This window comes from Miniphocaeibacter massiliensis (genome assembly GCF_900232905.1).
Classification (GTDB): domain Bacteria; phylum Bacillota; class Clostridia; order Tissierellales; family Peptoniphilaceae; genus Miniphocaeibacter; species Miniphocaeibacter massiliensis.
Genome location: NZ_OCTQ01000001.1, coordinates 496,108 through 517,495 on the forward strand (window position 1 = coordinate 496,108; position 21,388 = coordinate 517,495).

The 21,388-nt window shown below is 26.9% G+C and carries 19 protein-coding genes and 17 tRNA genes; 7 read left to right on the forward strand and 29 right to left on the reverse strand.

Annotated features, from left to right (window positions below; genetic code table 11):
- Positions 1-9 precede the first annotated feature (9 nt).
- The 18 genes from CS899_RS02485 to CS899_RS02570 all read right to left on the reverse strand — a co-directional run bounded on the left by CS899_RS02485 (position 10) and on the right by CS899_RS02570 (position 3,258).
- Positions 10-85, reverse strand: a tRNA-Lys gene (locus tag CS899_RS02485).
- 102 nt (positions 86-187) lie between these two features.
- Positions 188-263 (reverse strand) — tRNA-Lys (locus CS899_RS02490).
- A 356-nt stretch (positions 264-619) separates the two neighbouring features.
- Entirely contained in the window at positions 620-850 is a 231-nt protein-coding gene (locus tag CS899_RS02495) for a hypothetical protein (RefSeq protein WP_099203381.1), read from the reverse strand.
- Between the two features lie 112 nt (positions 851-962).
- Positions 963-1,038 (reverse strand) — tRNA-Lys (locus tag CS899_RS02500).
- Positions 1,039-1,083: 45 nt separating this feature from the next.
- Positions 1,084-1,159, reverse strand: a tRNA-Phe gene (locus CS899_RS02505).
- A gap of 58 nt (positions 1,160-1,217) precedes the next feature.
- Positions 1,218-1,294: transfer RNA gene (locus CS899_RS02510), tRNA-Ile, on the reverse strand.
- 7 nt (positions 1,295-1,301) lie between these two features.
- Positions 1,302-1,392: transfer RNA gene (locus CS899_RS02515), tRNA-Ser, on the reverse strand.
- Positions 1,393-1,416: 24 nt separating this feature from the next.
- Positions 1,417-1,505 (reverse strand) — tRNA-Ser (locus CS899_RS02520).
- Positions 1,506-1,509: 4 nt separating this feature from the next.
- A tRNA-Lys gene (locus tag CS899_RS02525) sits at positions 1,510-1,585 on the reverse strand.
- Between the two features lie 14 nt (positions 1,586-1,599).
- Positions 1,600-1,676 (reverse strand) — tRNA-Gln (locus CS899_RS02530).
- A 3-nt stretch (positions 1,677-1,679) separates the two neighbouring features.
- Positions 1,680-1,756 (reverse strand) — tRNA-Arg (locus CS899_RS02535).
- A 4-nt stretch (positions 1,757-1,760) separates the two neighbouring features.
- Positions 1,761-1,834 (reverse strand) — tRNA-Gly (locus CS899_RS02540).
- A 63-nt stretch (positions 1,835-1,897) separates the two neighbouring features.
- A tRNA-Tyr gene (locus CS899_RS02545) sits at positions 1,898-1,983 on the reverse strand.
- An 11-nt stretch (positions 1,984-1,994) separates the two neighbouring features.
- A tRNA-Thr gene (locus CS899_RS02550) sits at positions 1,995-2,070 on the reverse strand.
- Positions 2,071-2,075: 5 nt separating this feature from the next.
- Positions 2,076-2,152 (reverse strand) — tRNA-Asp (locus CS899_RS02555).
- A 5-nt stretch (positions 2,153-2,157) separates the two neighbouring features.
- Positions 2,158-2,233 (reverse strand) — tRNA-Val (locus tag CS899_RS02560).
- Positions 2,234-2,238: 5 nt separating this feature from the next.
- Positions 2,239-2,313: transfer RNA gene (locus tag CS899_RS02565), tRNA-Glu, on the reverse strand.
- Positions 2,314-2,460: 147 nt separating this feature from the next.
- A complete protein-coding gene (locus tag CS899_RS02570) occupies positions 2,461-3,258 on the reverse strand; it encodes a hypothetical protein (RefSeq protein ID WP_099203382.1) in 798 nt (265 codons plus the stop codon).
- 197 nt (positions 3,259-3,455) lie between these two features.
- On the opposite strand from CS899_RS02570, the gene CS899_RS02575 reads away from it, so the two are divergent.
- The gene (locus tag CS899_RS02575) at positions 3,456-4,028 is read left to right on the forward strand and encodes a DUF5067 domain-containing protein (protein WP_099203383.1); all 573 of its coding nucleotides are present in this window, start codon (positions 3,456-3,458) and stop codon (positions 4,026-4,028) included.
- A 796-nt stretch (positions 4,029-4,824) separates the two neighbouring features.
- Positions 4,825-5,250, forward strand: a complete 426-nt coding sequence (locus CS899_RS02580; protein ID WP_099203384.1) for a hypothetical protein — start codon at positions 4,825-4,827, stop codon at positions 5,248-5,250.
- A 31-nt stretch (positions 5,251-5,281) separates the two neighbouring features.
- On the opposite strand, the gene CS899_RS02585 is transcribed toward CS899_RS02580, so the two are convergent.
- The 6 genes from CS899_RS02585 to CS899_RS02605 all read right to left on the reverse strand — a co-directional run bounded on the left by CS899_RS02585 (position 5,282) and on the right by CS899_RS02605 (position 11,042).
- On the reverse strand, positions 5,282-8,044 hold the full coding sequence (locus CS899_RS02585) for an AAA domain-containing protein (protein ID WP_099203385.1): 2,763 nt from the start codon (positions 8,042-8,044) through the stop codon (positions 5,282-5,284).
- Between the two features lie 95 nt (positions 8,045-8,139).
- Positions 8,140-8,215, reverse strand: a tRNA-Trp gene (locus CS899_RS02590).
- A 101-nt stretch (positions 8,216-8,316) separates the two neighbouring features.
- Positions 8,317-8,817 (reverse strand): TraX family protein, encoded by a 501-nt coding sequence (locus CS899_RS02595; RefSeq protein ID WP_207204736.1) that lies wholly within the window; start codon positions 8,815-8,817, stop codon positions 8,317-8,319.
- A gap of 2 nt (positions 8,818-8,819) precedes the next feature.
- Positions 8,820-9,035, reverse strand: a complete 216-nt coding sequence (locus CS899_RS11200) for a TraX family protein (protein ID WP_207204724.1) — start codon at positions 9,033-9,035, stop codon at positions 8,820-8,822.
- An 85-nt stretch (positions 9,036-9,120) separates the two neighbouring features.
- Positions 9,121-10,755: a chaperonin GroEL gene (gene groL, locus CS899_RS02600; protein ID WP_099203386.1), complete on the reverse strand. Its 1,635-nt coding sequence runs from the start codon at positions 10,753-10,755 to the stop codon at positions 9,121-9,123.
- Positions 10,756-10,772: 17 nt separating this feature from the next.
- Entirely contained in the window at positions 10,773-11,042 is a 270-nt protein-coding gene (locus tag CS899_RS02605) for a co-chaperone GroES (RefSeq protein ID WP_099203387.1), read from the reverse strand.
- Between the two features lie 197 nt (positions 11,043-11,239).
- On the opposite strand from CS899_RS02605, the gene trhA reads away from it, so the two are divergent.
- Together trhA and CS899_RS02615 are read left to right on the forward strand one after the other, a co-directional pair.
- Entirely contained in the window at positions 11,240-11,917 is a 678-nt protein-coding gene (trhA, locus tag CS899_RS02610) for a PAQR family membrane homeostasis protein TrhA (protein WP_242491854.1), read from the forward strand.
- Between the two features lie 34 nt (positions 11,918-11,951).
- The gene (locus tag CS899_RS02615; RefSeq protein ID WP_099203388.1) at positions 11,952-12,224 is read left to right on the forward strand and encodes a hypothetical protein; all 273 of its coding nucleotides are present in this window, start codon (positions 11,952-11,954) and stop codon (positions 12,222-12,224) included.
- A 56-nt stretch (positions 12,225-12,280) separates the two neighbouring features.
- On the opposite strand, the gene CS899_RS02620 is transcribed toward CS899_RS02615, so the two are convergent.
- The 3 genes from CS899_RS02620 to CS899_RS02630 form a co-directional block, all read right to left on the reverse strand.
- Positions 12,281-12,532, reverse strand: coding sequence for a kinase to dihydroxyacetone kinase (locus tag CS899_RS02620; protein ID WP_099203389.1), 252 nt, complete (start codon positions 12,530-12,532; stop codon positions 12,281-12,283).
- 102 nt (positions 12,533-12,634) lie between these two features.
- Positions 12,635-14,629 carry an NAD-dependent DNA ligase LigA gene (gene ligA / locus CS899_RS02625; RefSeq protein WP_099203390.1) on the reverse strand — a complete coding sequence of 665 codons (1,995 nt, stop codon included), beginning with the start codon at positions 14,627-14,629 and terminating at the stop codon, positions 12,635-12,637.
- 2 nt (positions 14,630-14,631) lie between these two features.
- Positions 14,632-16,833 carry an ATP-dependent helicase gene (locus CS899_RS02630; RefSeq protein WP_099203391.1) on the reverse strand — a complete coding sequence of 734 codons (2,202 nt, stop codon included), beginning with the start codon at positions 16,831-16,833 and terminating at the stop codon, positions 14,632-14,634.
- Positions 16,834-17,071: 238 nt separating this feature from the next.
- Here CS899_RS02630 and CS899_RS02635 point away from each other — a divergent pair, with 238 nt between their 5' ends.
- A complete protein-coding gene (locus CS899_RS02635) occupies positions 17,072-17,266 on the forward strand; it encodes a hypothetical protein (protein ID WP_099203392.1) in 195 nt (64 codons plus the stop codon).
- 47 nt (positions 17,267-17,313) lie between these two features.
- Here the strand turns inward: CS899_RS02635 and CS899_RS02640 are convergent, their stop codons facing one another.
- Positions 17,314-17,943, reverse strand: a complete 630-nt coding sequence (locus tag CS899_RS02640; protein WP_099203393.1) for a helix-turn-helix domain-containing protein — start codon at positions 17,941-17,943, stop codon at positions 17,314-17,316.
- A 216-nt stretch (positions 17,944-18,159) separates the two neighbouring features.
- Between CS899_RS02640 and CS899_RS02645 the strand changes: the two genes are divergently transcribed.
- The gene (locus CS899_RS02645) at positions 18,160-18,534 is read left to right on the forward strand and encodes a hypothetical protein (RefSeq protein ID WP_099203394.1); all 375 of its coding nucleotides are present in this window, start codon (positions 18,160-18,162) and stop codon (positions 18,532-18,534) included.
- A gap of 592 nt (positions 18,535-19,126) precedes the next feature.
- On the opposite strand, the gene CS899_RS02655 is transcribed toward CS899_RS02645, so the two are convergent.
- Positions 19,127-19,948, reverse strand: a complete 822-nt coding sequence (locus CS899_RS02655; RefSeq protein WP_099203396.1) for an undecaprenyl-diphosphate phosphatase — start codon at positions 19,946-19,948, stop codon at positions 19,127-19,129.
- Positions 19,949-20,291: 343 nt separating this feature from the next.
- Here CS899_RS02655 and CS899_RS02660 point away from each other — a divergent pair, with 343 nt between their 5' ends.
- On the forward strand, positions 20,292-21,314 hold the full coding sequence (locus CS899_RS02660; RefSeq protein ID WP_099203397.1) for a D-alanine--D-alanine ligase family protein: 1,023 nt from the start codon (positions 20,292-20,294) through the stop codon (positions 21,312-21,314).
- The last annotated feature ends 74 nt before the right edge of the window (positions 21,315-21,388 follow it).

Consider the following 21,388-nt stretch of genomic DNA (forward strand, 5'->3'; position numbering starts at 1 on the left):
TCTTCTTTTTGGTGACCCGTCCATGATTTGAACAATGGGACCTCCTGATTAAGAGTCAGGTGCTCTAACACTGAGCTAACGGGTCATATTTAATTACCACCCTATAATAAGATATATTTATTATATTGTCAAGCTATTATAGCTTGCAAAACTTAATATTAATTAAATCTCTATTATTTTTATATATTGGTGACCCATCAGAGGCTCGAACTCTGGACACCCTGATTAAGAGTCAGGTGCTCTACCAACTGAGCTAATGGGTCTTAAAATATTCTATTTAAATACTAAACCTATACTATGCTCTATGTCAACTTAAATTATTGTGATAATTTTATTCACTTTCATTGGGTATGAATTCAACGCTTTCATAATATATAATTATTTATTATTTAATGCTTTTGTAGATTATACTTGCATATAAAAATATTATTACAAATTGCCAACTTTATATATCTATAATTTATCGTAAGTAATACTATGTTATAATTCTAGTAACATCAATAAATATAAACATTATTTCTTTATTCATACTAATTTTCAATATACCTATTTAAAATTATATCCTTTAATGTAAATATAGACTAAAATTTTTTTCCATTAAGTTTATTTTACAATTTTTCTATTCTTTATCATCTTTTAATTTTATACTAGATAATGATATTAATGATAATATGATTATTAAAGGTGTTGATATAAAAAAGAATAAAAACAGGTATTTTAAAGTTTCATATAACTTTACATCTCCACTATCTAAAGCTCCTATAAGAAAAAATGCTGTACTTCCTAGTAAAATACTAAAAACCAAAGATATAATTAATAATATTACTACTTTGTTTTTTGTTTTTTTCATTTAAATCTCCCTTCATATTAAAAAATAATTTATTAGTATTATTGTTCATATAATATAATATCCTTACATAGATTTCAAATAAAAACCCCAACAACCTATGTTGTTGGGGTTTTGGTGACCCATCCGCGACTCGAACGCGGGACACCCTGATTAAAAGTCAGGTGCTCTGCCAACTGAGCTAATGGGTCTTATTAATTTGTTATACACATTAAAAAAGAAGATTAAATCTTCTTTGGTGCCCAGAGCCGGAATCGAACCAGCGACACGAGGATTTTCAGTCCTCTGCTCTACCGACTGAGCTATCTGGGCAAATTTTTTTGCTTATAAAGTAAATATTTCTTGGCTATTGCCAAGAAATATTTATATTTGGTGGGCCTTCAGGGACTCGAACCCCGGACCTACCGGTTATGAGCCGGGCGCTCTAACCAACTGAGCTAAAGGCCCAAATAACTGGCGGAGAAGGAGGGATTTGAACCCTCGCATCCCGTTAAGGATCTACTCCCTTAGCAGGGGAGCCTCTTCAGCCACTTGAGTACTTCTCCTAATCCAATTCTTTGGTTATAAATTGGCGGAGAGGGTGGGATTCGAACCCACGTGGGCGTGAACCCAAACGGTTTTCAAGACCGCCTCGTTATGACCACTTCGATACCTCTCCGTACTGGTGACCCATCCGCGACTCGAACGCGGGACACCCTGATTAAAAGTCAGGTGCTCTGCCAACTGAGCTAATGGGTCATGTTAAATTTTATTGGCTGGGGCGACAGGACTCGAACCTGTGAAATGCTAGAGTCAAAGTCTAGTGCCTTACCGACTTGGCTACGCCCCATTATGGCGCACCTAAGAGGATTCGAACCTCTGGCACACGGATTAGAAGTCCGTTGCTCTATCCAGCTGAGCTATAGGTGCTTATTGGAGCGGGTGAAGGGAATCGAACCCTCGCAACCAGCTTGGAAGGCTGGGGCTCTACCACTGAGCTACACCCGCATATAGATGTTTAAGCAACTTCTTCAGTATACCATTTTCATTTATTATTGTCAATATTTTTATTGGTGGAGGAGAGTGGATTCGAACCACTGAAAGCGTAGCTAACGGATTTACAGTCCGTCCCCTTTGGCCAACTCGGGAACTCCTCCTTGTGTAAAAATGGAGCTGATGAGAGGACTTGAACCCCCAACCTACTGATTACAAGTCAGTTGCTCTACCAATTGAGCTACATCAGCACACATGGCGACCTGGATCGGACTCGAACCGACGACCTCCAGCGTGACAGGCTGGCATTCTAACCAACTGAACTACCAGGCCATATATGGTGGGCGGTACAGGGCTCGAACCTGTGACCCCCTGCTTGTAAGGCAGATGCTCTCCCAGCTGAGCTAACCGCCCATATATGGTGACCCCACCGGGATTCGAACCCGGGTTACCGCCGTGAAAGGGCGATGTCTTAACCGCTTGACCATGGGGCCTAATTGACTAATTTAGTATAACTTATTTAGTCTGGCTTGTCAAATATTTTTTCAAGTTATTTAACTACTTAAATAACTTTCTTACAAACGACAAAATTTATTATATTATAATTTTTTAAATAAAGCAACTATCAAAATATAAATTTATCATGTTTTTTTATAAATATCTCGCACTTTTATATTCGTTATTTTTGAATAGCATTCCTTATCCTCTATTTCCCAATATTTAGAATTACTAATTATTGAAAACAAAGTAAATATCTTTAATCTTTCTATATAATCTTCATCTAATAATATATTCTTACTATAACCCTTGAAAAAGGATTCTATTTTGCTAGATTCATCCATTGCCTTTTCTAATAAAACAAAATTTAATTCTTGATTATTATAGCAAATTTCTTTTGTATTATTTATTTTTATTTCTTTTGTTTCTGTTATTAATATGTCGTCTATGCTAATTTTATATATGGATATACCAAATCTAATTAACTTGAAATTTACTTTATCTAGTTTTTCTTTTATATAATAAATTGCTTCTTTTATAGTTTCATTTTGAGTTTCTTTTAATATTTTTTTTAATCTTTCTAATATTTGAACTTGATAAAATATTGGTTCCATCTCATTTCTTATATTTAATTCTATATTATGAAATTTAGATAACTCTTCCCCTATTTTAAAATAAATTTCTTCATTTATATCATTGAATAAAGATAATTTTTTTCCTTTAGATGCACTATAAACTATACTATTATCTTTTAATATTTCACTTATGGTAAATGCTAAATTAATATTATTTTTTTTCATTAATTCATAAAGCTTCAATTCTTTCCTTAATTCTTTATTTGAAGTAAATTTTTTCATTAAAATACTAGATTCTGTATTTTTGTAAACTACTATATTTTTTTCTTTACTTATTATTTCATCTTTCCAAATGTTATTCTTCATAATTCACCTACCATATAATGTATCAAAGCTTTTTAGTATTATTTCATTTATCCATAAGCAAAGTCAAATTATTCTTCTTTATCATAACAAAATTATTTTCCTTATTTACTTCTTTGATTATTTTTAAGAATACGGTATAGTATAATTGTGAATTATATTTCATAATTTATTACTACATATTAATTAGGAGGAAAGATTTGAAGAAAAAATTATTAATTTTAGGAGTTATAATGTCTTTAGTTTTTACAGCTTGTGGTAATAAAGACAAGAAAAATGATCCAAAAGAAACTGAAGCTCCTACTAAAACAAATGAAAAAACTACAAAAGCTAAAACAACTGAAGAAAATGAAGATGTTGAAGAAACTAAAACACCCAAAGAACAAAGTGGTGATGCAACTTTAGGATCTCCTTTTGATGTTAAAGATAGTACTGTTGTTTTAAATTCTGTAAGAAAAAGTAAAGATTATGATGGTAAAGAAGCTATAGTATTGAATATCACTTGGACAAACAACTCTAATGAAACTACTAGTTATGCAACTTCAATTTCAGAAAAAGTATTCCAAGATGGTCAAGAATTAGAATCTGCCTTTATGGTAGATGGTGTACAATCTGATAATTATTTGAAAGATGTTAGACCTGGTACAACTTTAGAGAACATTGAAGTTTCTTATCATACAATTAGTACAAACGAGTTAGAAATAGAGTTTGATGAGTGGATATCTCTTGAAAGCAATCCTGTACTAATCAAAGCTCCTTTCCCAGCTCAATAAAAAAAGATGCCATAAGAACATCTTTTTTTATTGACTTTAAAATTTATATTCTTCTTTAATATACTCTAAAATCACCTATTTAAACCTTTACTCTAAAAATTTCTTTCAAATTCTCTTCACTAACGATCTCACAAGTATTTCCAGACTTAGATTACTCGTGTTATAAGTAAGGCTTTATCTGAAATTTTTAGTTCATATTCCTAATAATATGTATTTATAATTATAGCTTTATTTTTCTTTAGATAATTTTTTTAATGTATTAATTACTATGTAATATCATTTTAAGTTCTTTTTCAGAAGTTTATTACAAAATTTATACATTAATTTTATAATTCATGCTTTAAATTCATTTTCTACATTTATTTTATTTAAAATAAAACTTCAAAGTATAATATCAAATCTTACCTTTCAAAAAATATAATAATACCTCTACATGTATAACCAATCTTAGGTGTAGAACCCCACTTTAATGCAATATGCACTACCAAAACATTTAAAAATTATATCTTCTAAATTTACTTCTTCTACTTCTACTTTTTCTCTAACATCATCTAATACAGTTGATATTTTGATACCTCTTGTTAAGTTTTAGTTAAATCCACTTTAGGGTTACAATCTATTTGCATTGCAGATAACCCCATTTTACTTAGCTCATTCAATAATGATAATCTATATTGTTATATAATCAACATCAAAAATATAATTTTATACCTACATTATGTGTATTTTTCATAGCAATATTTTTATAAATATAGTATTACATAATGATATATATAAATATAATTAGGAGGACTTAATGAAAAAGAAAATAATACTTTTATTTTTAATTTTAACCTTATCTCTTACTGCTTGTGGAAAAGATGATGAAGAAAATTCAACAACTGAATTACCCAAAAATAAATATATTGGTGGCGAAAACATAGGTGAAGGAAACTTATCTATAGTCAATAAATCTAAAGATAATAAAATATTTACAATTAAATATGATAAAGATATTACTAATTATGGACTTAAAATAAAACCCGGAAATATTGATCCCGAAAAAATAATAACAGTATATGTAGATAGCTACCAAATAACTCAAGAACAATTTAATAATCCTGAACATACTATAGTATTAACAGAGCCCTATTTAAAAAAGGGAACTCATAATATTGAATTTATTCAAAGAGATGGAGATAAAGTAGAGTTTTATAGATTACTAAAATATAAAGTAAAATAAAAGAGTTATCTGAATAGATAGCTCTTTTATTTTACAAATATTTTTTTAAAAAATTTTGTATTTTATTTTTTATATCGCTTTCATTAGTTTTCAACCTTAATAAAGGTATAGAATATTTGTCTAAAATTCCATCCTTTAATTTATCTCGTTCAAGTTGTTTTTTATTATTTTCATGAAATGAAAAACCATCCACTTCTATAGCACATTTAATTCTATTATCAAATTTATTATAAATAACAAAATCTACGGATGATTTATTGTTTATAAAATTACTTTCTTTTATATTTAATCTCTTATCACTTTTTAATATATTTTTAAGAAATATTTGCGTTGCAATCTTATATCTATTATACAAAATGTCTTTAATTCCTTCAATTTCATTAGAAAATATATCATTTAATAGTGTATAAATTATATTTTCTGAATCATACCTTGATTTCACTATTATTCTTTTTTTAAAAGATTCAAGTTTTTTAGAATATTCTTTATACAATAAGTCAAACACTGATACAATATCACTTTTTATTATTCCTTCATTTAAAGTATTATATTTTATATATCCTATTAGATCTTGAATATTGCTCCCTTCTTTTTGGAATAAGATAGGATTTGTAACTAATATAAATTTTTCTTCTGCTCGTGATACAGCTACATTTATTAGTCTAGGATCATCTATAAAATTTATCTTTTCATAAGAATCTAAAACTGTAGACATAATAATCACTTTTTTCTCTCTTCCTTGAAATTTATGTATTGTATCATTTTGTATATACAAAGGAAAATATTGTTTTGCTTTGTCAGCTTGAAGTCTGTATGGCGTTGCATGACCTATATCTTCTTTACTTACATTAACACTATCTAAAACTTCTCTTTTTATAACATCTAACTCTCTTTGATTATATCTGCCCTTACCTTCAAGCTTACGCATATGATTCCCCTCTGTTGTTTCATAAACCATCAAAGGGCTAACTTCTTTAGTTGGTTTTTTTAAAACTATTAATTCTCCATCATAATATTTTTGATTACAAAAATTTATAATTTTAGGATGACATCTATAATGTTCTTTTAAAGTTACAGTCTCTATTTTTCCTTTATAAATTTCAGCTATAGATGACATAATGTTTTTTTCAAAATAATTATATTCCTTAGGAATATTTAATCTTTCAAATATAATATCTAACTTTTTTTTCTCTTTCATAATATCTTTATCTACAATATGAGATAATTGTTTATCATCTCCTACTATGATTATATTTTTACAACTAGACAATGTTAACATCGCCGTAACTAAATCTACTTGAGATGATTCATCTATAATAATATAATCTAAAAGATAATTTTTAGGCAAAGAATTTTTTATGGAATGATTGGTGCTAAGTATTACTGGATAATATTTTATAAAATCTCTAAATTTATTTTTATAATTATTCAAAGAAAAATCCATTTTTCTTAATTTACCATGAGATTCATATAATTTTTGTCTAAATAATTTCTCAGATGTATTTTGTTGTTTAGCCATCAAATCTTCGAATTCTTCAAACTTTAAATAGCTTGATATTTCTTTGATTTCTTTTTCTACTTCATCAATTTTTAAAATATAAAATTTATTCTGAAAATTAAGAATCTTATCTATATCATTATTATCCAATTTATAAATTTTTTTCTTAAAATAAATTTCAATTCTATTTATAAGTGACTTTTTTAATTCATAATTATCAAATATAGAAACATAACTTAAATATTTGATTATCTTGTCAGATTTGTTAGCATTAAAAGGATATTCGTCATTCTTTTTAATATTTTGCTCTCTATAATATTTTCCAAAATGTTCTTTCTCTAGTTTATATGCTTCCAGTTGTTCTTCTAATTTTGCTAATTTGTTTTTTATTTTTAAAAGTTTTCTAAGTTTCTTATTTATTTCATTAATTTCATTTTGAAGCTCCCTTATGTCCTTTTTATAATTCCAATTATCTATTATTGGTAATGACATGTTTTGAAAAAATTTTTTCCGCTTTTCTTCCCTTCCCAAATCAGCCAATAAAAATCCATATCCTTTTTTAGTCATCTTGTCTAATACATTTTCAACTGCTGAATTATTATTAGAAACTATTCCTATTGATTTATTATGTATTGTAACTAAGTTAGCTATTATATTTAATATTGTTTGTGTTTTTCCAGTACCTGGTGGTCCCTCTATAACAGATATATTATATGTTAATGCATTTTTTACTGCTTTTCTTTGATTTATATTAAAATTAAACGGAAATATTGTATCATCACATGACAAGTTTCTTGATATAATATCATCTTTATTTAAATAATTTGATAAAACACTTTCAGGATGAATAAATTCTAGTTTTTTATATTGATTACTTAAAAAATTAATTTCATTTACTTTATCTTTTTTCATATCTACAATACAACGTAAATAATACATTATATTCTTAATATTTTGATTAGATACATTTTTTATTATACTAAAATCCTCTTCTAAACCTAATATATTATTGTTATCTTTTCTTATTAATTTATAATACGAATTGAATTTATCTTTAAAATTTATTACTATATCTACATTATCTATTAAATTACTTTTATAATAAATAATACTATTTTCCAATTTGACTTCTCTTGGATTTTCAAAAAATTTTATATTCTCCTTATTGTAATAATAAATTTTTCCTGAGTTAAATTTTATTTTGTATTTTTCATCTGATTTAATAATATCAAAATCAGATACTTGTTTTGTTTTATCTTCTCCTTTGCACAAAATCAAGAACTTTTTTTCATTCAATTTTCCACCTCTAAATATATTAATTAATAATTATTGTTTTACATAATATAAGTATATCAGAAATAAAAAAAGAGAGTAGCTATTAACTACTCTCTTGGCAGGGACAAGAGGACTCGAACCCCTGACATTTGGTTTTGGAGACCAACGTTCTACCAACTGAACTATGCCCCTATATCTTATTTAACTGCCAAATATCACATTTGCAATACCATATAAGTATAAGATATTTTATGTGTTGTGTCAAGATTAAAATCATATCCACTTTAATGTTTCTATATGTATAAGAAATTTCTAATTAAATATAAAATAATTAAATGGGCAGGATAAAAAATATAATAACCATATTTAACCCATTTAGGTGAATATCCTCTTTCTCCATTGTATTTAAATAAAATAGGAATATTTAAAAGTAATCCCAAAGATGTGCTCATAAAAATTGACTCTTCTTTTATAAAAGGTAGCCCTAATAAAAATATAGGTATAGCTATATAAAGTGAAGGATATACTATTCTTTTTACTCTATCTTTTATTGCATAGTAACCATATATCATTAATATTCCAAATATTGCCCAATCAGAATTAGAAGTTAATGCAAGTGAAATAATAACTATAAATACATCAAATAATCCATTTGATATTTTCTTGCAACATATAATCATCAATAATCCTATTAATAAAGTAAATAAAACATTATTTGTTAAATCTAACAAACTAAAATCCGTGCTATTTTGTATGTATAATTTAAATGGAATAACTGATATTAAGGAAAAAATCGCTAATCGTAATGTATATTTTTTATATTACTTGTATACTTAAACCCTTCCACTAATAAAAAAGCCATAATAGGAAATGTTAATTTCCCTATAAACTCTGTAAACCAAAATAAAATTGGATAACTACTTGAAAACCGAAAACCACTACCTATATGATTTATTACCATAGCTATTATTGCTATTAATTTCAAATGAAATGCATTTAGTCCTCTTTTCATAATCTTACTCCTATAATATAGTAATATATATAGTTTAATATAAAAGTAAAAAATAAAAAAGGATAGATTTCTCTATCCCTTTATTTTACATATATCCCATTCCACCTGGCATTCCGCCACCTGCTGCTCCTGCCATAGGATCTTCTTTAGTAACATCTGCAACTGCTGCTTCTGTTGTTAGTATCATTGCAGATACTGATGCTGCATTTTGTAATGCTGATCTAGTTACTTTTGTTGGGTCAACTATACCTGCATCTATCATATTTACATATTTTTCGTTATAAGCATCAAAGCCTATTCCTTTTTCTTCAGATTTAACTTTTTCTACTATTACTGAACCTTCTAGTCCTGCATTAATAGCTATTTGTTTTACTGGCTCTTCCAATGCTTTTAAGATTATGTTTACTCCAGTTTTTTCGTCATTTTCTACTGTTTCTAGTAATGTTGCAACTTTTTCTAATACATTGATGTACGCTGTACCACCACCTGAAACAATACCTTCTTCTACTGCTGCTCTTGTTGCAGCTAAAGCATCTTCTAAACGTAATTTTTTCTCTTTTAATTCAGTTTCTGTAGCAGCTCCTACTTGGATTACAGCAACTCCACCTGAAAGTTTAGCAAGTCTTTCTTGTAATTTTTCTGTATCAAATTCTGATTCTGTAACTTCTATCTGTTTTCTAATTTGTGAAATTCTATCTTGAATTTCATCGTTGTTACCAGCACCGTCAACTATTATTGTATTTTCTTTTGATACATTAACTTTTCTAGCAGAACCTAACATATCTACTGTAACATCTGTTAATTCTTGACCTAAGTCTTCACTAATAACTACAGTATTTGTTAAAATAGCAATATCTTGTAACATTTCTTTTCTTCTATCACCAAATCCTGGTGCTTTAACAGCAACACAGTTAAATGTTCCTCTTAATTTATTAATTACAAGTGTAGTTAAAGCTTCTCCTTCAACATCATCTGCAATAATTAAAAGAGGTTTGCTCATTTTTACTACTTCTTCTAATACTGGTAATATATCTTGAATATTTGAGATTTTCTTATCAGTTACTAAAATTAAAGGTTCTTCTAATTCAGCTTCCATTTTTTCCATATTTGTTGACATATAAGGTGATAAGTATCCTCTATCAAATTGCATACCTTCAACAACTTCTAAAGTAGTTCCCATACTTCTAGATTCTTCAACAGTTATAACACCGTCTTTTCCTACTTTTTCCATTGCCTCAGCTATCATTTGTCCTACTTGTTCATCAGCTGCTGAAATTGAACCAACTTGTGCAATAGCTTCACTTGTTTCAACTGGAATAGAAATATTTTTTATTTCTTCTACTGCAACATCTACTGCTTTCTTAATACCCTTTTGAAGTACCATTGGATTTGCACCAGCTGCTAAGTTTTTAACGCCTTCTCTAATAATTGCTTGTGCAAGTAAAGTAGCTGTTGTTGTACCATCTCCTGCAACATCATTTGTTTTTGTTGCAACTTCTTTTACAAGTTGAGCTCCCATGTTTTCAAACTCATCTTCTAATTCAACTTCTCTAGCTATTGTAACACCATCATTTGTAATTAAAGGTGCACCAAATTGTTTGTCTAATACAACATTTCTTCCTTTAGGTCCTAATGTAACTTTTACTGTATCTGATAATTTGTTTACGCCATCAACAAGACCTGTTCTAGCGTCAACACTAAATTTAATTTCTTTAGCCATTTTATAATACCTCCTAATTAACCTTCTACTACTGCAAGTACGTCTTCAGTTTTTACTATTATATATTCTTCTTTATCTAATTTAACTTCTGTTCCTGAATATTTTGAATAAATAACCTTACTACCTACTTTGATAGTCGAGTCTTTTACCTCTTCTGAAACTGCTACTACCTCAGCAACTTGTGGTTTTTCTTGAGCTGAACTAGGTAAAACTATACCTGAAGCTGTTTTTTCTTCAACTTCAACCATTTTTACTACTATTCTTTCACCAATAGGTTTTAATGTCATTTTAATTCCTCCTAATAATCTAATAATTCTTTTATTATCACTCATTAATGTTGAGTGCTAATAACTACTCTTATATAATAACTCATACTTAATTTTTTTTCAAGTATTTAATAAATAAATTTTATATTTATATAAAAATTTAAATCTATTTGCAGTATGAAAAAAATAGTGATAATATTTATTAAACGGAGGAAATTATGACACATCCAAAAACAGATAATTTTAATAATAAAAAAACAAAAATGAAATCTAGTACTAAAATAGAAATAGCAAATGCAATAACTCATGGTTTAGGAGTTATTATGGGAATAGTATTTTTACTACTTTTGGTAATTCCTTCTGCAAAGCAAGGAAATGTTACTAAAGTAGTTGCCTTTTCACTATATGGCGCTTTCTTTATATTTATGTTTTTAAGTAGCACAATATACCATTCTATAACAAATGTTACGGCTAAAAAAATACTAAGAGTTTTAGATCACTCTTCTATATATTTATTTATTGCAGGTACTTATATACCTATAATACTTTTAGTATTAAAAGGTAAACTTAGGATAGCTTTACTAGTATTAATTTGTTCTTTAGCTCTTATAGGAATTTTGTACAAGATATTTAGTTATGGAAAATACGATAAATATAAAGGACTTTCTACTATCTTATATATAGGAATGGGCTGGATAGCAATATTTTTTATAAAACCGATAATAAAATCAACTTCCCCTATGTTCTTCTTTTGGATATTACTAGGTGGTTTGTTGTATAGTGGCGGAACATATTTTTATAAAAAAGATAGTAAGTATGCCCATGTAATTTGGCATGTATTTGTATTAGCTGCTGCAGTTGCACAGTTTTTAGGGATATACTTATATTTACTTTAATTTGAATATTAAATATGACATAGGAGGTTTTATTATGAAAAAAGAAGAAAAGAGCCATTCATTTAAAAATGTATATTCTATTACATTAGGTTATACTGTAACTTTTTTAATTTTACAATTATTTATCTATAAAAATAAAAATTTCACGAACATTATATTAACTGCTGTCACCTATCTTATTGTTTCAGCCTTAATTTATTTTTTGTTAAATAAAAGTTTCAAACCTATTACTTCAAAAAAGTTTACTTTATATATAGCAATATTTATTCTTGTATTTAGTATACTAATTTTACCATTGGAATTTTAAAAAATCTTATTACAAAAAAAGACTAATCAATTTGATTAGTCTTTTTTTTCAATATTTTAACCTTGCAGCCCTCTTGATTGTCTATCCATATCTTCTATTACTATATCAAATATTTCTCCTAAAGTTGAACAGTATTCAAGTACCACCCAAGGTTCATTTGTATGAAAATGTATCTTTATTAAATTTTCATCCCCTACTACTAAAAGACAATCTCCTTTAAAATTTGTAGTAAAGTATTCACTAATTTTATCTTCATCCAAATTTAATCCTTGAATTAATAATTGTGTATCATATTTAAATTCTACCATTCTATTTTTCTCCTACTATAAATTTTTATAATAATATTCTACTCTATAATTCATACTATATTAACTTCGCACTAAAAAAAGACTAATACTATAATTAGTCTTTTATTCTTTAATAAACTCTTCTAATTCTTCTTCTCTTACTACTTCAACGCCTATTTCTTGCGCTTTAGTAAGTTTGCTTCCTGGGTCTGTACCTACTATTACATAGTTTGTATTTTTAGATACAGACGAACCAGTTTTTGCTCCTTTTTCTTTAAAAAGATTCTCTAAGTCTTTTCTTTTATAATTTTCAAAAGAACCAGTTATTACTATTCTCTTATCTAAAAATTTACTATCTTCTGAAACTTCTTTTACAACAGGATTTTTTATTACTATACCTTTAGATAACAAGCTGTCAATTCCATTAACTATTTCTTCGTCATGGAAAAATTCAACTATAGCTTGTGCAGTTATTTCTCCAATATCTTCAACTTCTACAAGTTCTTCTGCTGTTGCATTTCTAAGTTTGTCTAACGACATAAATATCTTAGCTAGGTCTTCACTTGTTTTTATACCTACATTTGGTATTCCTATTGCATAAATAAAGTTTTCAAGCTTTATATTTTTACTTTTTTCTATTGCTTTTAAAAGATTATTTGTCTTTTTTTCTTTAAATCCTGGAATTTTATATAAATCCTCCTCTGTAACATCATATATTTGAGAAATTTGATGTACATTTAAAATTTCAAGCATTTTTTCAACTGTCTTTTCGCTTAATCCATCTATATTCATAGCATCGCGGGAAGCAAAATGAACTAGTCGACTTACAAGTTGTGGTTCGCAACTCATTGAATTAGGGCAGAAAATATGAACTCCATCTTTTATTAGTTCTGTATGACAGTAAGGACATTCTGTTGGCATTTCTATTTTTGAAGTTTCCCTTCCATCTTCTATGGTTCCAAGTATTTCTGGGATAACATCGTTTGACCTTCTTATTAATACTCTAGAGTTTAATTCTACTTTTTTTCTCAAGATATCATCATAATTATTAAGAGTAGCTCTTTGAACTGTTACATCTCCTATTTCTACAGGTTCAAGTATTGCTGTTGGTGTTACTTTTCCAGTTCTTCCAACATTCCATATTACTTCTTTTAATATTGTTGTAACTTCTTCTGGTTCAAATTTATAAGCTATAGCCCATCTAGGAAATTTATTTGTATAACCTAATATTTCCCTTGTTTTCATATCGTTTATTTTTATAACAGCACCATCTGTTAAAATATCTATAGTTTTTCTATATTCATTTATATATTCTATTACTTCTTCTATTTCTTCTATATTTTTTGCTACTCTGAAAAATTTATTTACTTTAAATTTATTTTCTTTTATAAAGTCTACCATTTCTAATTGTGTAGCAAATTCTTTTCCCTCTATATAACCAATGTTATATAAAAATGCTGTTAAATGTCTTTTTTCAGTTTCCTTAGGATTTAAGTTTCTAAGGGCACCGGCTGCCGCATTTCGAGCATTTTTTAGCTGTATCTCATTATTTTTATTGTATTTTTTTAATTCAGACAAAGGCATTAAACCTTCACCCTGTACTTCCATTAATCCTTTATAGTCTATTTCTAATGGAATAGATTTAATAGTTTTTACTTGAGGTAGTATTTCCTCTCCAATAGTCCCATTACCTCTAGTTGCTGCCATTTGAAGTTTGCCTTCATTATAAGTTAAATTTATTGTTAAACCATCAAACTTTAATTCAATTATATACTCCAAAGGAGGTAATTTATCTTCATTTTCAGAATTATAGTTACTTACTAGCTTTTCACACCTAGCTCCCCAATCCTCTAACTCTTTTATAGACTGCGCTTTAGCCAAGCTATAAAGCGAATTAATATGTGTGTGTTTTACAAAGCCTTCTAGTACCGTTCCTCCAACTCTTTGTGTTGGAGACCCTTCTTTTACATAGCCTGTTTCCTTTTCAAGAATTACTAATTCATCATAAAGTTTATCGTACTCTCCATCTGAAACTATTGGTTCGTCAAGAGTATAGTAATGGTAATTTAATTCATTTATTTTTTTTATTAAATCTTCTATTCTAGACTTTTTATCCATTTTTATACAATCTCCAAAGGTGCTAAATTTTTATTCAGCTTTTTTATACCCTTTTTGTCGAAAGCTATTACCAGTTCATCACCATCAGCTTTTTCTGCAACAGAAACTACTGTTCCTTCCCCGAAAGCTTTGTGTTTTACTTTATCTCCTGGTTTTATTTCAATACCTTCTAATGTTTTTTTAGTTTGCTTTGGTTTTTTAGCAAAAGGATCTCTTAAATCATTTGCCATATTATCTACTGAAGTAGAATAACTTTCTCTAAAGTTTGTATTAATTATTTCTTTAGGCTTATCTTCTACAATATTTTCTTTCATTTCTTCTATAAACCTAGATTCTTCTTTACTCATTGTCTTTCCAAAAACTCTCCTTGTCATTGAACTTGTTATATATAATCTTTCTTCTGCCCGTGTTACTGCAACATAGCAAAGTCTTCTTTCTTCTTCAAGACCATCTCTTTCATAAATAGACCTTTCGCTTGGAAAAAGTCCTTCTTCCATTCCTGTTAAGAACACAACTTTATATTCTAGCCCTTTAGCTGCGTGTATAGTCATTAAACTAACACCTTTTCCACCTTCTTCTGTTTTATCTACATCTGAAAGTAAACTAACAGAAGCTAAATAGTCTTCAAGTGATGGTTCTTCAGCAGATTTCTCATAGTCTATAATAGCTGTTAAAAATGCTCCAATATTTTCTAACCTTGTTTTATCTTCTCGAAGTTTAGAATCTTTTAAGGCTTTTAAATATCCTGTTTTATCTAATAAAAACTCTACAAATCCTGAAACAGAAAAACTATCTAAACTATTTTTTAAATTATTCATCATGAACAAAAATTCTCTTAATTTAGCTGCAGTCGCTGGAGATACCATATATAGTAAATCTTTTTCTATTAATTTATATATAGACATTCCTTTTATGTTAGCTTCTACCTCAAGTTTTGCTAAAGTAGTATCACCAATTCCTCTTTTAGGAGAATTAATTATTCTCTTTAAAGAAATATTATCATCTGAATTCACAATAATTTTTAAATAAGCTACTATATCTTTTATTTCTTTTCTGTCGTAGAATTTAAGTCCTCCTACAACATGGTAATTTATGCCTTCTCTCATCAAGGTTTCCTCAAAAATCCTTGATTGTGAGTTTGTTCTATAAAGTATTGCCATGTCTTCAAAAGAATATCCATTATACTTCATATGCTCAATCCAGTTTGTAACTGTAATTGATTCTTCTAAGTCTGAACCTACTTTTTTATAGATAATATCGTCTCCATGGTCATTTTCTGTCCATAGACTTTTGTCTTTTCTTTCTTCATTATTTTTTATAATACTATTAGCTACTTTAAGTATTTTTTTACTAGACCTATAATTTTGTTCTAGTAAAATAACTTTAGCATTTTTAAAATCTTTTTCAAAATTTAAAATATTTGATATGTCAGCACCTCTCCAGCCATAAATAGACTGGTCTCCGTCACCAACTACACAAATATTGTTGTTTTTTTCTGTTAAATATCTTATTAAATCGTACTGACTTTTGTTTGTATCTTGATACTCATCTACAAAAACATATTTAAATCTTCCTGAATACCTTTCAGCTATATCTGGACAAGTTTTAAATAATTCTAAAGTTTTAAGTATTAAGTCATCAAAGTCTAAAGAATTATACATTTTAGTCTTCTTTACATACTCTTCAAAAAGTTCCCCATATCTTTTAAATGTTGGATTATCTTTATAAACAGAATCTAAATATTCTTTTCCTTCACCAATATTCTTAGTGTTACTTACTATAGATAAAAATGCATTGGTTTGAAACTCTTTTACATCCATACCTTTTTCTCTTAAAATTTCCTTCACTAAAGATATTTGGTCAGCTCTATCATAAATTGTAAAGTTTGAAGTATATCCTATATGTGTAATTTCTCTTCTTAAAATTCTTGTACAAATAGAGTGAAACGTTCCTATCCACATATCAGAAACATCATATCCTAATATTTTTTCAACCCTTACCTTCATTTCTGAAGCTGCCTTGTTAGTAAAGGTAATTGCTAGTATTTCGTACTTATTGCAAAGACCTTCATTAAGTATATGGGCAATTCTAGTAGTTAAAACTTTAGTTTTACCACTTCCTGCTCCTGCTAACACTAAAAGTGGTCCTTCTGTATGTAGTACAGCTTCTTTTTGCTTATCATTTAAATTATCTAATAAATTCATAAATACTCCTAAAATAAATCAAAAAAATAAGACCTCAAAAAAGGCTTATTTTAAAATTAACATATTAAAATTAGGTACAAGTACCCTTCTTACTTCTTCATTATACCATTTTTATCTTTTTATTGCAGTATTTATTAAAGTTATTGTATTAATTGTTAATATTTTTATAATTTTTATTTATAAACTACGATTAAAGGGTATTAAAGTATTGAATAATTTTATTTAAAGGAGCTAATTTATGAAATTAAAAGAAATATTCTACATAATATCCATATCTATTTATTCTCTAATTTGCTTGAAAGTTGATGATTTTTTAGAAGGATTTATACGAATCAAGTTTATTACTATTTTAGTTTCAATGGTAATTTTTGTATCAGGAATAATCTTTATAAATAAATTATTTGGATTTAATAACGATAAAAATGAAGAATAAACAAAAAGAACTCTAATCAATGTAGAGTTCTTTTTTTAATGTATGGTTTATTTATTTTTAAATAATTTTTTATATATAAAGTTAAATAAAATTGATAATGCTACTAACGATAGTATTCTAAAGGTATTTATCACTAATTTATTTTCCAAAATTTCCCCTATACAAATAAATGTTATAAAAATAATTGCAATACAAGCTATGCCAAATAATCCTATTATAATGTACTTACTTAAATTTTCACTATCTTTTTTCTTTGTATCAATAATATATTTAGTTATATATGCTATTAAAATTATTCCAAAAAATCCTAACATTATCATATTTATTATTGGATTATCTATAATAGCCCCTGATTCATTCCTAAGTTTTTTTAACATATATAGCATTACATATGCTAATAAAACTCCTATTGTTGACAGAATTACTTTCTTGTTACTTTTTACTACATTTGTACTTTTTTCTAGATTTTTTATCATTTCTTCATCTCCTTTTAATAGTACATCCAATGAAATACCGTACAAGTCACTTAGCATTATCACACTAATTATATCTGGATAACTCCTACTATTCTCCCAGCTTGATATAGTCTGCCTACTTACATGAATTTTTTCAGCTAATTCTTCTTGTGTCATTTCTGCTCTAGTTCTTGCCTCTTTTAATTTTTTTCCTATATCCATTAACGTACCTCCCAATTAAATCATAAATAAAAAAATGATTATTCTCTATCAATAATACTTTACATTATACCTTAAAAGCTGAATTTTCAATGTAAGAATATCTTTACATCTAGTAGTAATCAGATTCTTGTTTATTTTAACAAATTATTTTTTCTATGTTAATTAATATAATATTGTTATATAATTTACATATGATTTAGTTTTAGGAGGAATACTTTGAAAAAGAAAAATTATATAAATATATTTTTAATACTATTTACTATACTTACTGTTATTTTTATATTAACTCAATTTTTAAGTATCAAATTTAATATAGATTATTCTAAAACTACGAAAATAGGATATGTAATATTGTTTTTAACCTATGCTGTAGGATCTATCTTTACCTATAATTTAGAAAAATTTATAGAATTTGATAGATTTGTTAGAATAAACACTTTTGCAATTATTTATAATATTTTAATTTCAGTTTTACTTTCAATAATATTAAAACTTCCATTCAGTAGCACATTAACACCTGTATACGTATATGTTGCAGCTATATTTATAAATCTTATTAGTAAACATTTTTTTAAACCATTTATAAAATAAGCTCTTTGTTTATAGCATTTTTATTTTTATAATTTTGTAACAAAATCCTATTTTAATTTGTATATATTACAAAGGAGAGTTATATGACGCTAAATAAAAAATCAAAAATTAAATTATTATATTTAATTTTCACATTACTTAACATTTTTTACCTATCAACTGAATACTTGTTACAAAAAGTATATATTGGAAGTGCTAATTTCGAGAAAAATATTCCTATTACCGAAAATATAAGTAGTTTTCAAAGTATATTATTAATATTGACTTTTTTAGCGGGTTATATTTTCACTTATAATGCACATAAATATATGCCCTTAAATAAATTTTTAAAAATTACCATATTGAATATACTTTTAAATATTATTTTAGTATATTTAGCATCTATTATTTTAGATATTTATTTTCTAAGTACAATATACTTAGTTAATACATATATTTCAGCTATACTACTATCTCTCTTTATAGAATATGTTTTGAAGAGAAAACACAAAAACCACAGTTAAAAACTGTGGTTTTTTTAATTTCATTCTTAAATAATATACTAAAATATAATTGCAATTATTATATACTATATCATTATTTTTTACCTATTTTATTTAAGTAATGTAAAGTACAATATCACTAAAATCCCAAGTATTATTCTATACCAACCAAACACTTTGAAATCATGTTTTTTAACATAGTCCATTAAGAATTTTATTGTAAGTATTGACACTACAAAAGAAACTACTGATGCTACTATTAATATTAAAAATTCAAATCCTGTAAATGACAATCCAAATTTTAACAGTTTTATAAAACTTGCTCCAAACATTACTGGTATTGCTAAGAAAAATGTAAATTCTGCTGCAATAGTTCTAGAAAGCCCTAAAAATATACCTCCTAATATCGTTGCCCCTGAACGTGATGTTCCAGGAAACATACCTGCTATCATTTGAAATATTCCTATAATGAATGCTGCTTGAAATGTTATTTCAGCTATTGTGTTAATTTTTGATTTTTTATTTTTGTTTCTATTTTCAACTAATATAAATAAAATACCTACTATTATTAACGCTAATGCTATTGGAATTGGTTTATGAAATAATTCTTCAAATTTATCATCAAAAGGTATTATTATCATAGCTGGTAAACAAGCTACAACTATTTTTATCCACATTAAAATTTTATCTTTACTTATTATAAACTTGCCATTTTTTTTCTCAATTGGAAAAATCTTATTCCAAAATATTACTACTACTGCAAGTATTGCACCAAGCTGTATTACTACTGTAAACATAGACATAAATTTTTCTGAAACATTTAACTTTAAAAATTCATCTACTAATATAATATGACCTGTTGAGCTTATTGGAAGCCACTCTGTAATTCCTTCTACTATACCTAATATTATAGCCTTTAAAATTTCTATCATCTTTCACCTCACACATTTTTCTATTATACAATAAATTTTTATTTTAATCAGCACAATCTATTAATTTTACTATTTTATTATAATATAAATAAAACACTATGCTAAAAGGATTATACTTGTTGACTAATAATATTTTCAAAAAAGATGTATATAAAATACTTTTTCATATGATGCAGGCTATGATTTTTCACCATTAAAAATAAAAAACTATTAAATGGCACTCATTTTATAACTTTATAATCAATAATATATTTTACTACTAATTCTAGATATTTAATGACTTATGTGAATATGTATGATAAGATGAAAAAAACACCACTATCGTAGAGAAAGAGAGGATTTTATGAATATTGTAGTTTTAGCTGGAGGACTTAGCCCTGAGCGTGATGTATCTTTATCGTCTGGTAGTATGGTTGCTAATGCATTAATTTCAAATGGCCATAATGTTATATTGCTAGATTTATATAAAGGCTTGGAAAATACAGATAATTTTAAAGATGCTTTTGATAGATACAAAAAAAAAGAATATTCACATATTACTCCTCAAAAGGAACCAGATTTAGAGAAACTAATTTTTGAGAATGGTAATCGAAAAGAATGGCTTGGTGAAAATATTATTAATATCTGCAAGACCGCTGATGTAACTTTTTTAGCTTTACATGGAGCTATGGGAGAAAATGGAGAACTTCAAAGTGTTTTAAATTCTTGTAATATTAAATATACTGGATCTGACCCTTTAGGTAGTGCAATTGCTATGAATAAGCAAATTTCCAAAGAAATTTTTTCATTTCATAAAATATTAACCCCCCCTTGGAAAATATATGATCTAAATTCAAATGAACATTTTATTCCTAAACTACCTTGTGTTATTAAACCCATAAGTGGAGGTTCAAGTATTGGACTATCTCTAGCTGAAACAAAATCGGATTTTGATAAAGCTCTAAAGTATGGATTTAAATACGAAGATAAGTTATTAGTCGAAGAGAGAATAATAGGAAGGGAACTTACTGTTGGAGTTTTAGATAACAAAGCATTAGAAGTTGCTGAAATAATTCCTAAAAAATCAATTTTTGACTATGAAAGTAAATACCAAGATAATTTAGCTGATGAAATATGTCCTGCTAAAATAAATAGTAATTTAAAAACAAAATTGCAAAACTTATCTTTAAAAGTTCATGAAATATTACATCTAGGAGATTATTCACGCATTGATTTCATTGAAAATAAAAATGGTATATACTGTTTAGAAGCAAATATTCTTCCTGGAATGACTCCTACAAGCGTCTTTCCTAAATCAGCTATTTCTGTTGGGATATCTTATAATGATTTATGTGAGAAAATTGCAAGATTGGCTTTAGAAAAATAAATTAAATAAATAAAAAAACCTTGAAAGTTTATTTCTCAAGGTTTTTTATTCATTTGTACTCTTACTATACTTAA

What these genes read in the sequence shown, in the direction of transcription:
- CS899_RS02635 (WP_099203392.1), top strand. Translation starts at nt 17,072, where the DNA reads ATGAAATTAAAAGAAATATTCTACATAATATCCATATCTATTTATTCT.
- CS899_RS02660 (WP_099203397.1), top strand. Translation starts at nt 20,292, where the DNA reads ATGAATATTGTAGTTTTAGCTGGAGGACTTAGCCCTGAGCGTGATGTA.
- CS899_RS11200 (WP_207204724.1), bottom strand. Translation starts at nt 9,035, where the DNA reads ATGAAAAGAGGACTAAATGCATTTCATTTGAAATTAATAGCAATAATA.
- CS899_RS02495 (WP_099203381.1), bottom strand. Translation starts at nt 850, where the DNA reads ATGAAAAAAACAAAAAACAAAGTAGTAATATTATTAATTATATCTTTG.
- groL (WP_099203386.1), bottom strand. Translation starts at nt 10,755, where the DNA reads ATGGCTAAAGAAATTAAATTTAGTGTTGACGCTAGAACAGGTCTTGTT.
- ligA (WP_099203390.1), bottom strand. Translation starts at nt 14,629, where the DNA reads ATGGATAAAAAGTCTAGAATAGAAGATTTAATAAAAAAAATAAATGAA.
- CS899_RS02620 (WP_099203389.1), bottom strand. Translation starts at nt 12,532, where the DNA reads ATGGTAGAATTTAAATATGATACACAATTATTAATTCAAGGATTAAAT.
- CS899_RS02570 (WP_099203382.1), bottom strand. Translation starts at nt 3,258, where the DNA reads ATGAAGAATAACATTTGGAAAGATGAAATAATAAGTAAAGAAAAAAAT.
- CS899_RS02580 (WP_099203384.1), top strand. Translation starts at nt 4,825, where the DNA reads ATGAAAAAGAAAATAATACTTTTATTTTTAATTTTAACCTTATCTCTT.
- trhA (WP_242491854.1), top strand. Translation starts at nt 11,240, where the DNA reads ATGACACATCCAAAAACAGATAATTTTAATAATAAAAAAACAAAAATG.
- CS899_RS02640 (WP_099203393.1), bottom strand. Translation starts at nt 17,943, where the DNA reads ATGGATATAGGAAAAAAATTAAAAGAGGCAAGAACTAGAGCAGAAATG.
- CS899_RS02655 (WP_099203396.1), bottom strand. Translation starts at nt 19,948, where the DNA reads ATGATAGAAATTTTAAAGGCTATAATATTAGGTATAGTAGAAGGAATT.
- CS899_RS02615 (WP_099203388.1), top strand. Translation starts at nt 11,952, where the DNA reads ATGAAAAAAGAAGAAAAGAGCCATTCATTTAAAAATGTATATTCTATT.
- CS899_RS02630 (WP_099203391.1), bottom strand. Translation starts at nt 16,833, where the DNA reads ATGAATTTATTAGATAATTTAAATGATAAGCAAAAAGAAGCTGTACTA.
- CS899_RS02605 (WP_099203387.1), bottom strand. Translation starts at nt 11,042, where the DNA reads ATGACATTAAAACCTATTGGTGAAAGAATAGTAGTAAAAATGGTTGAA.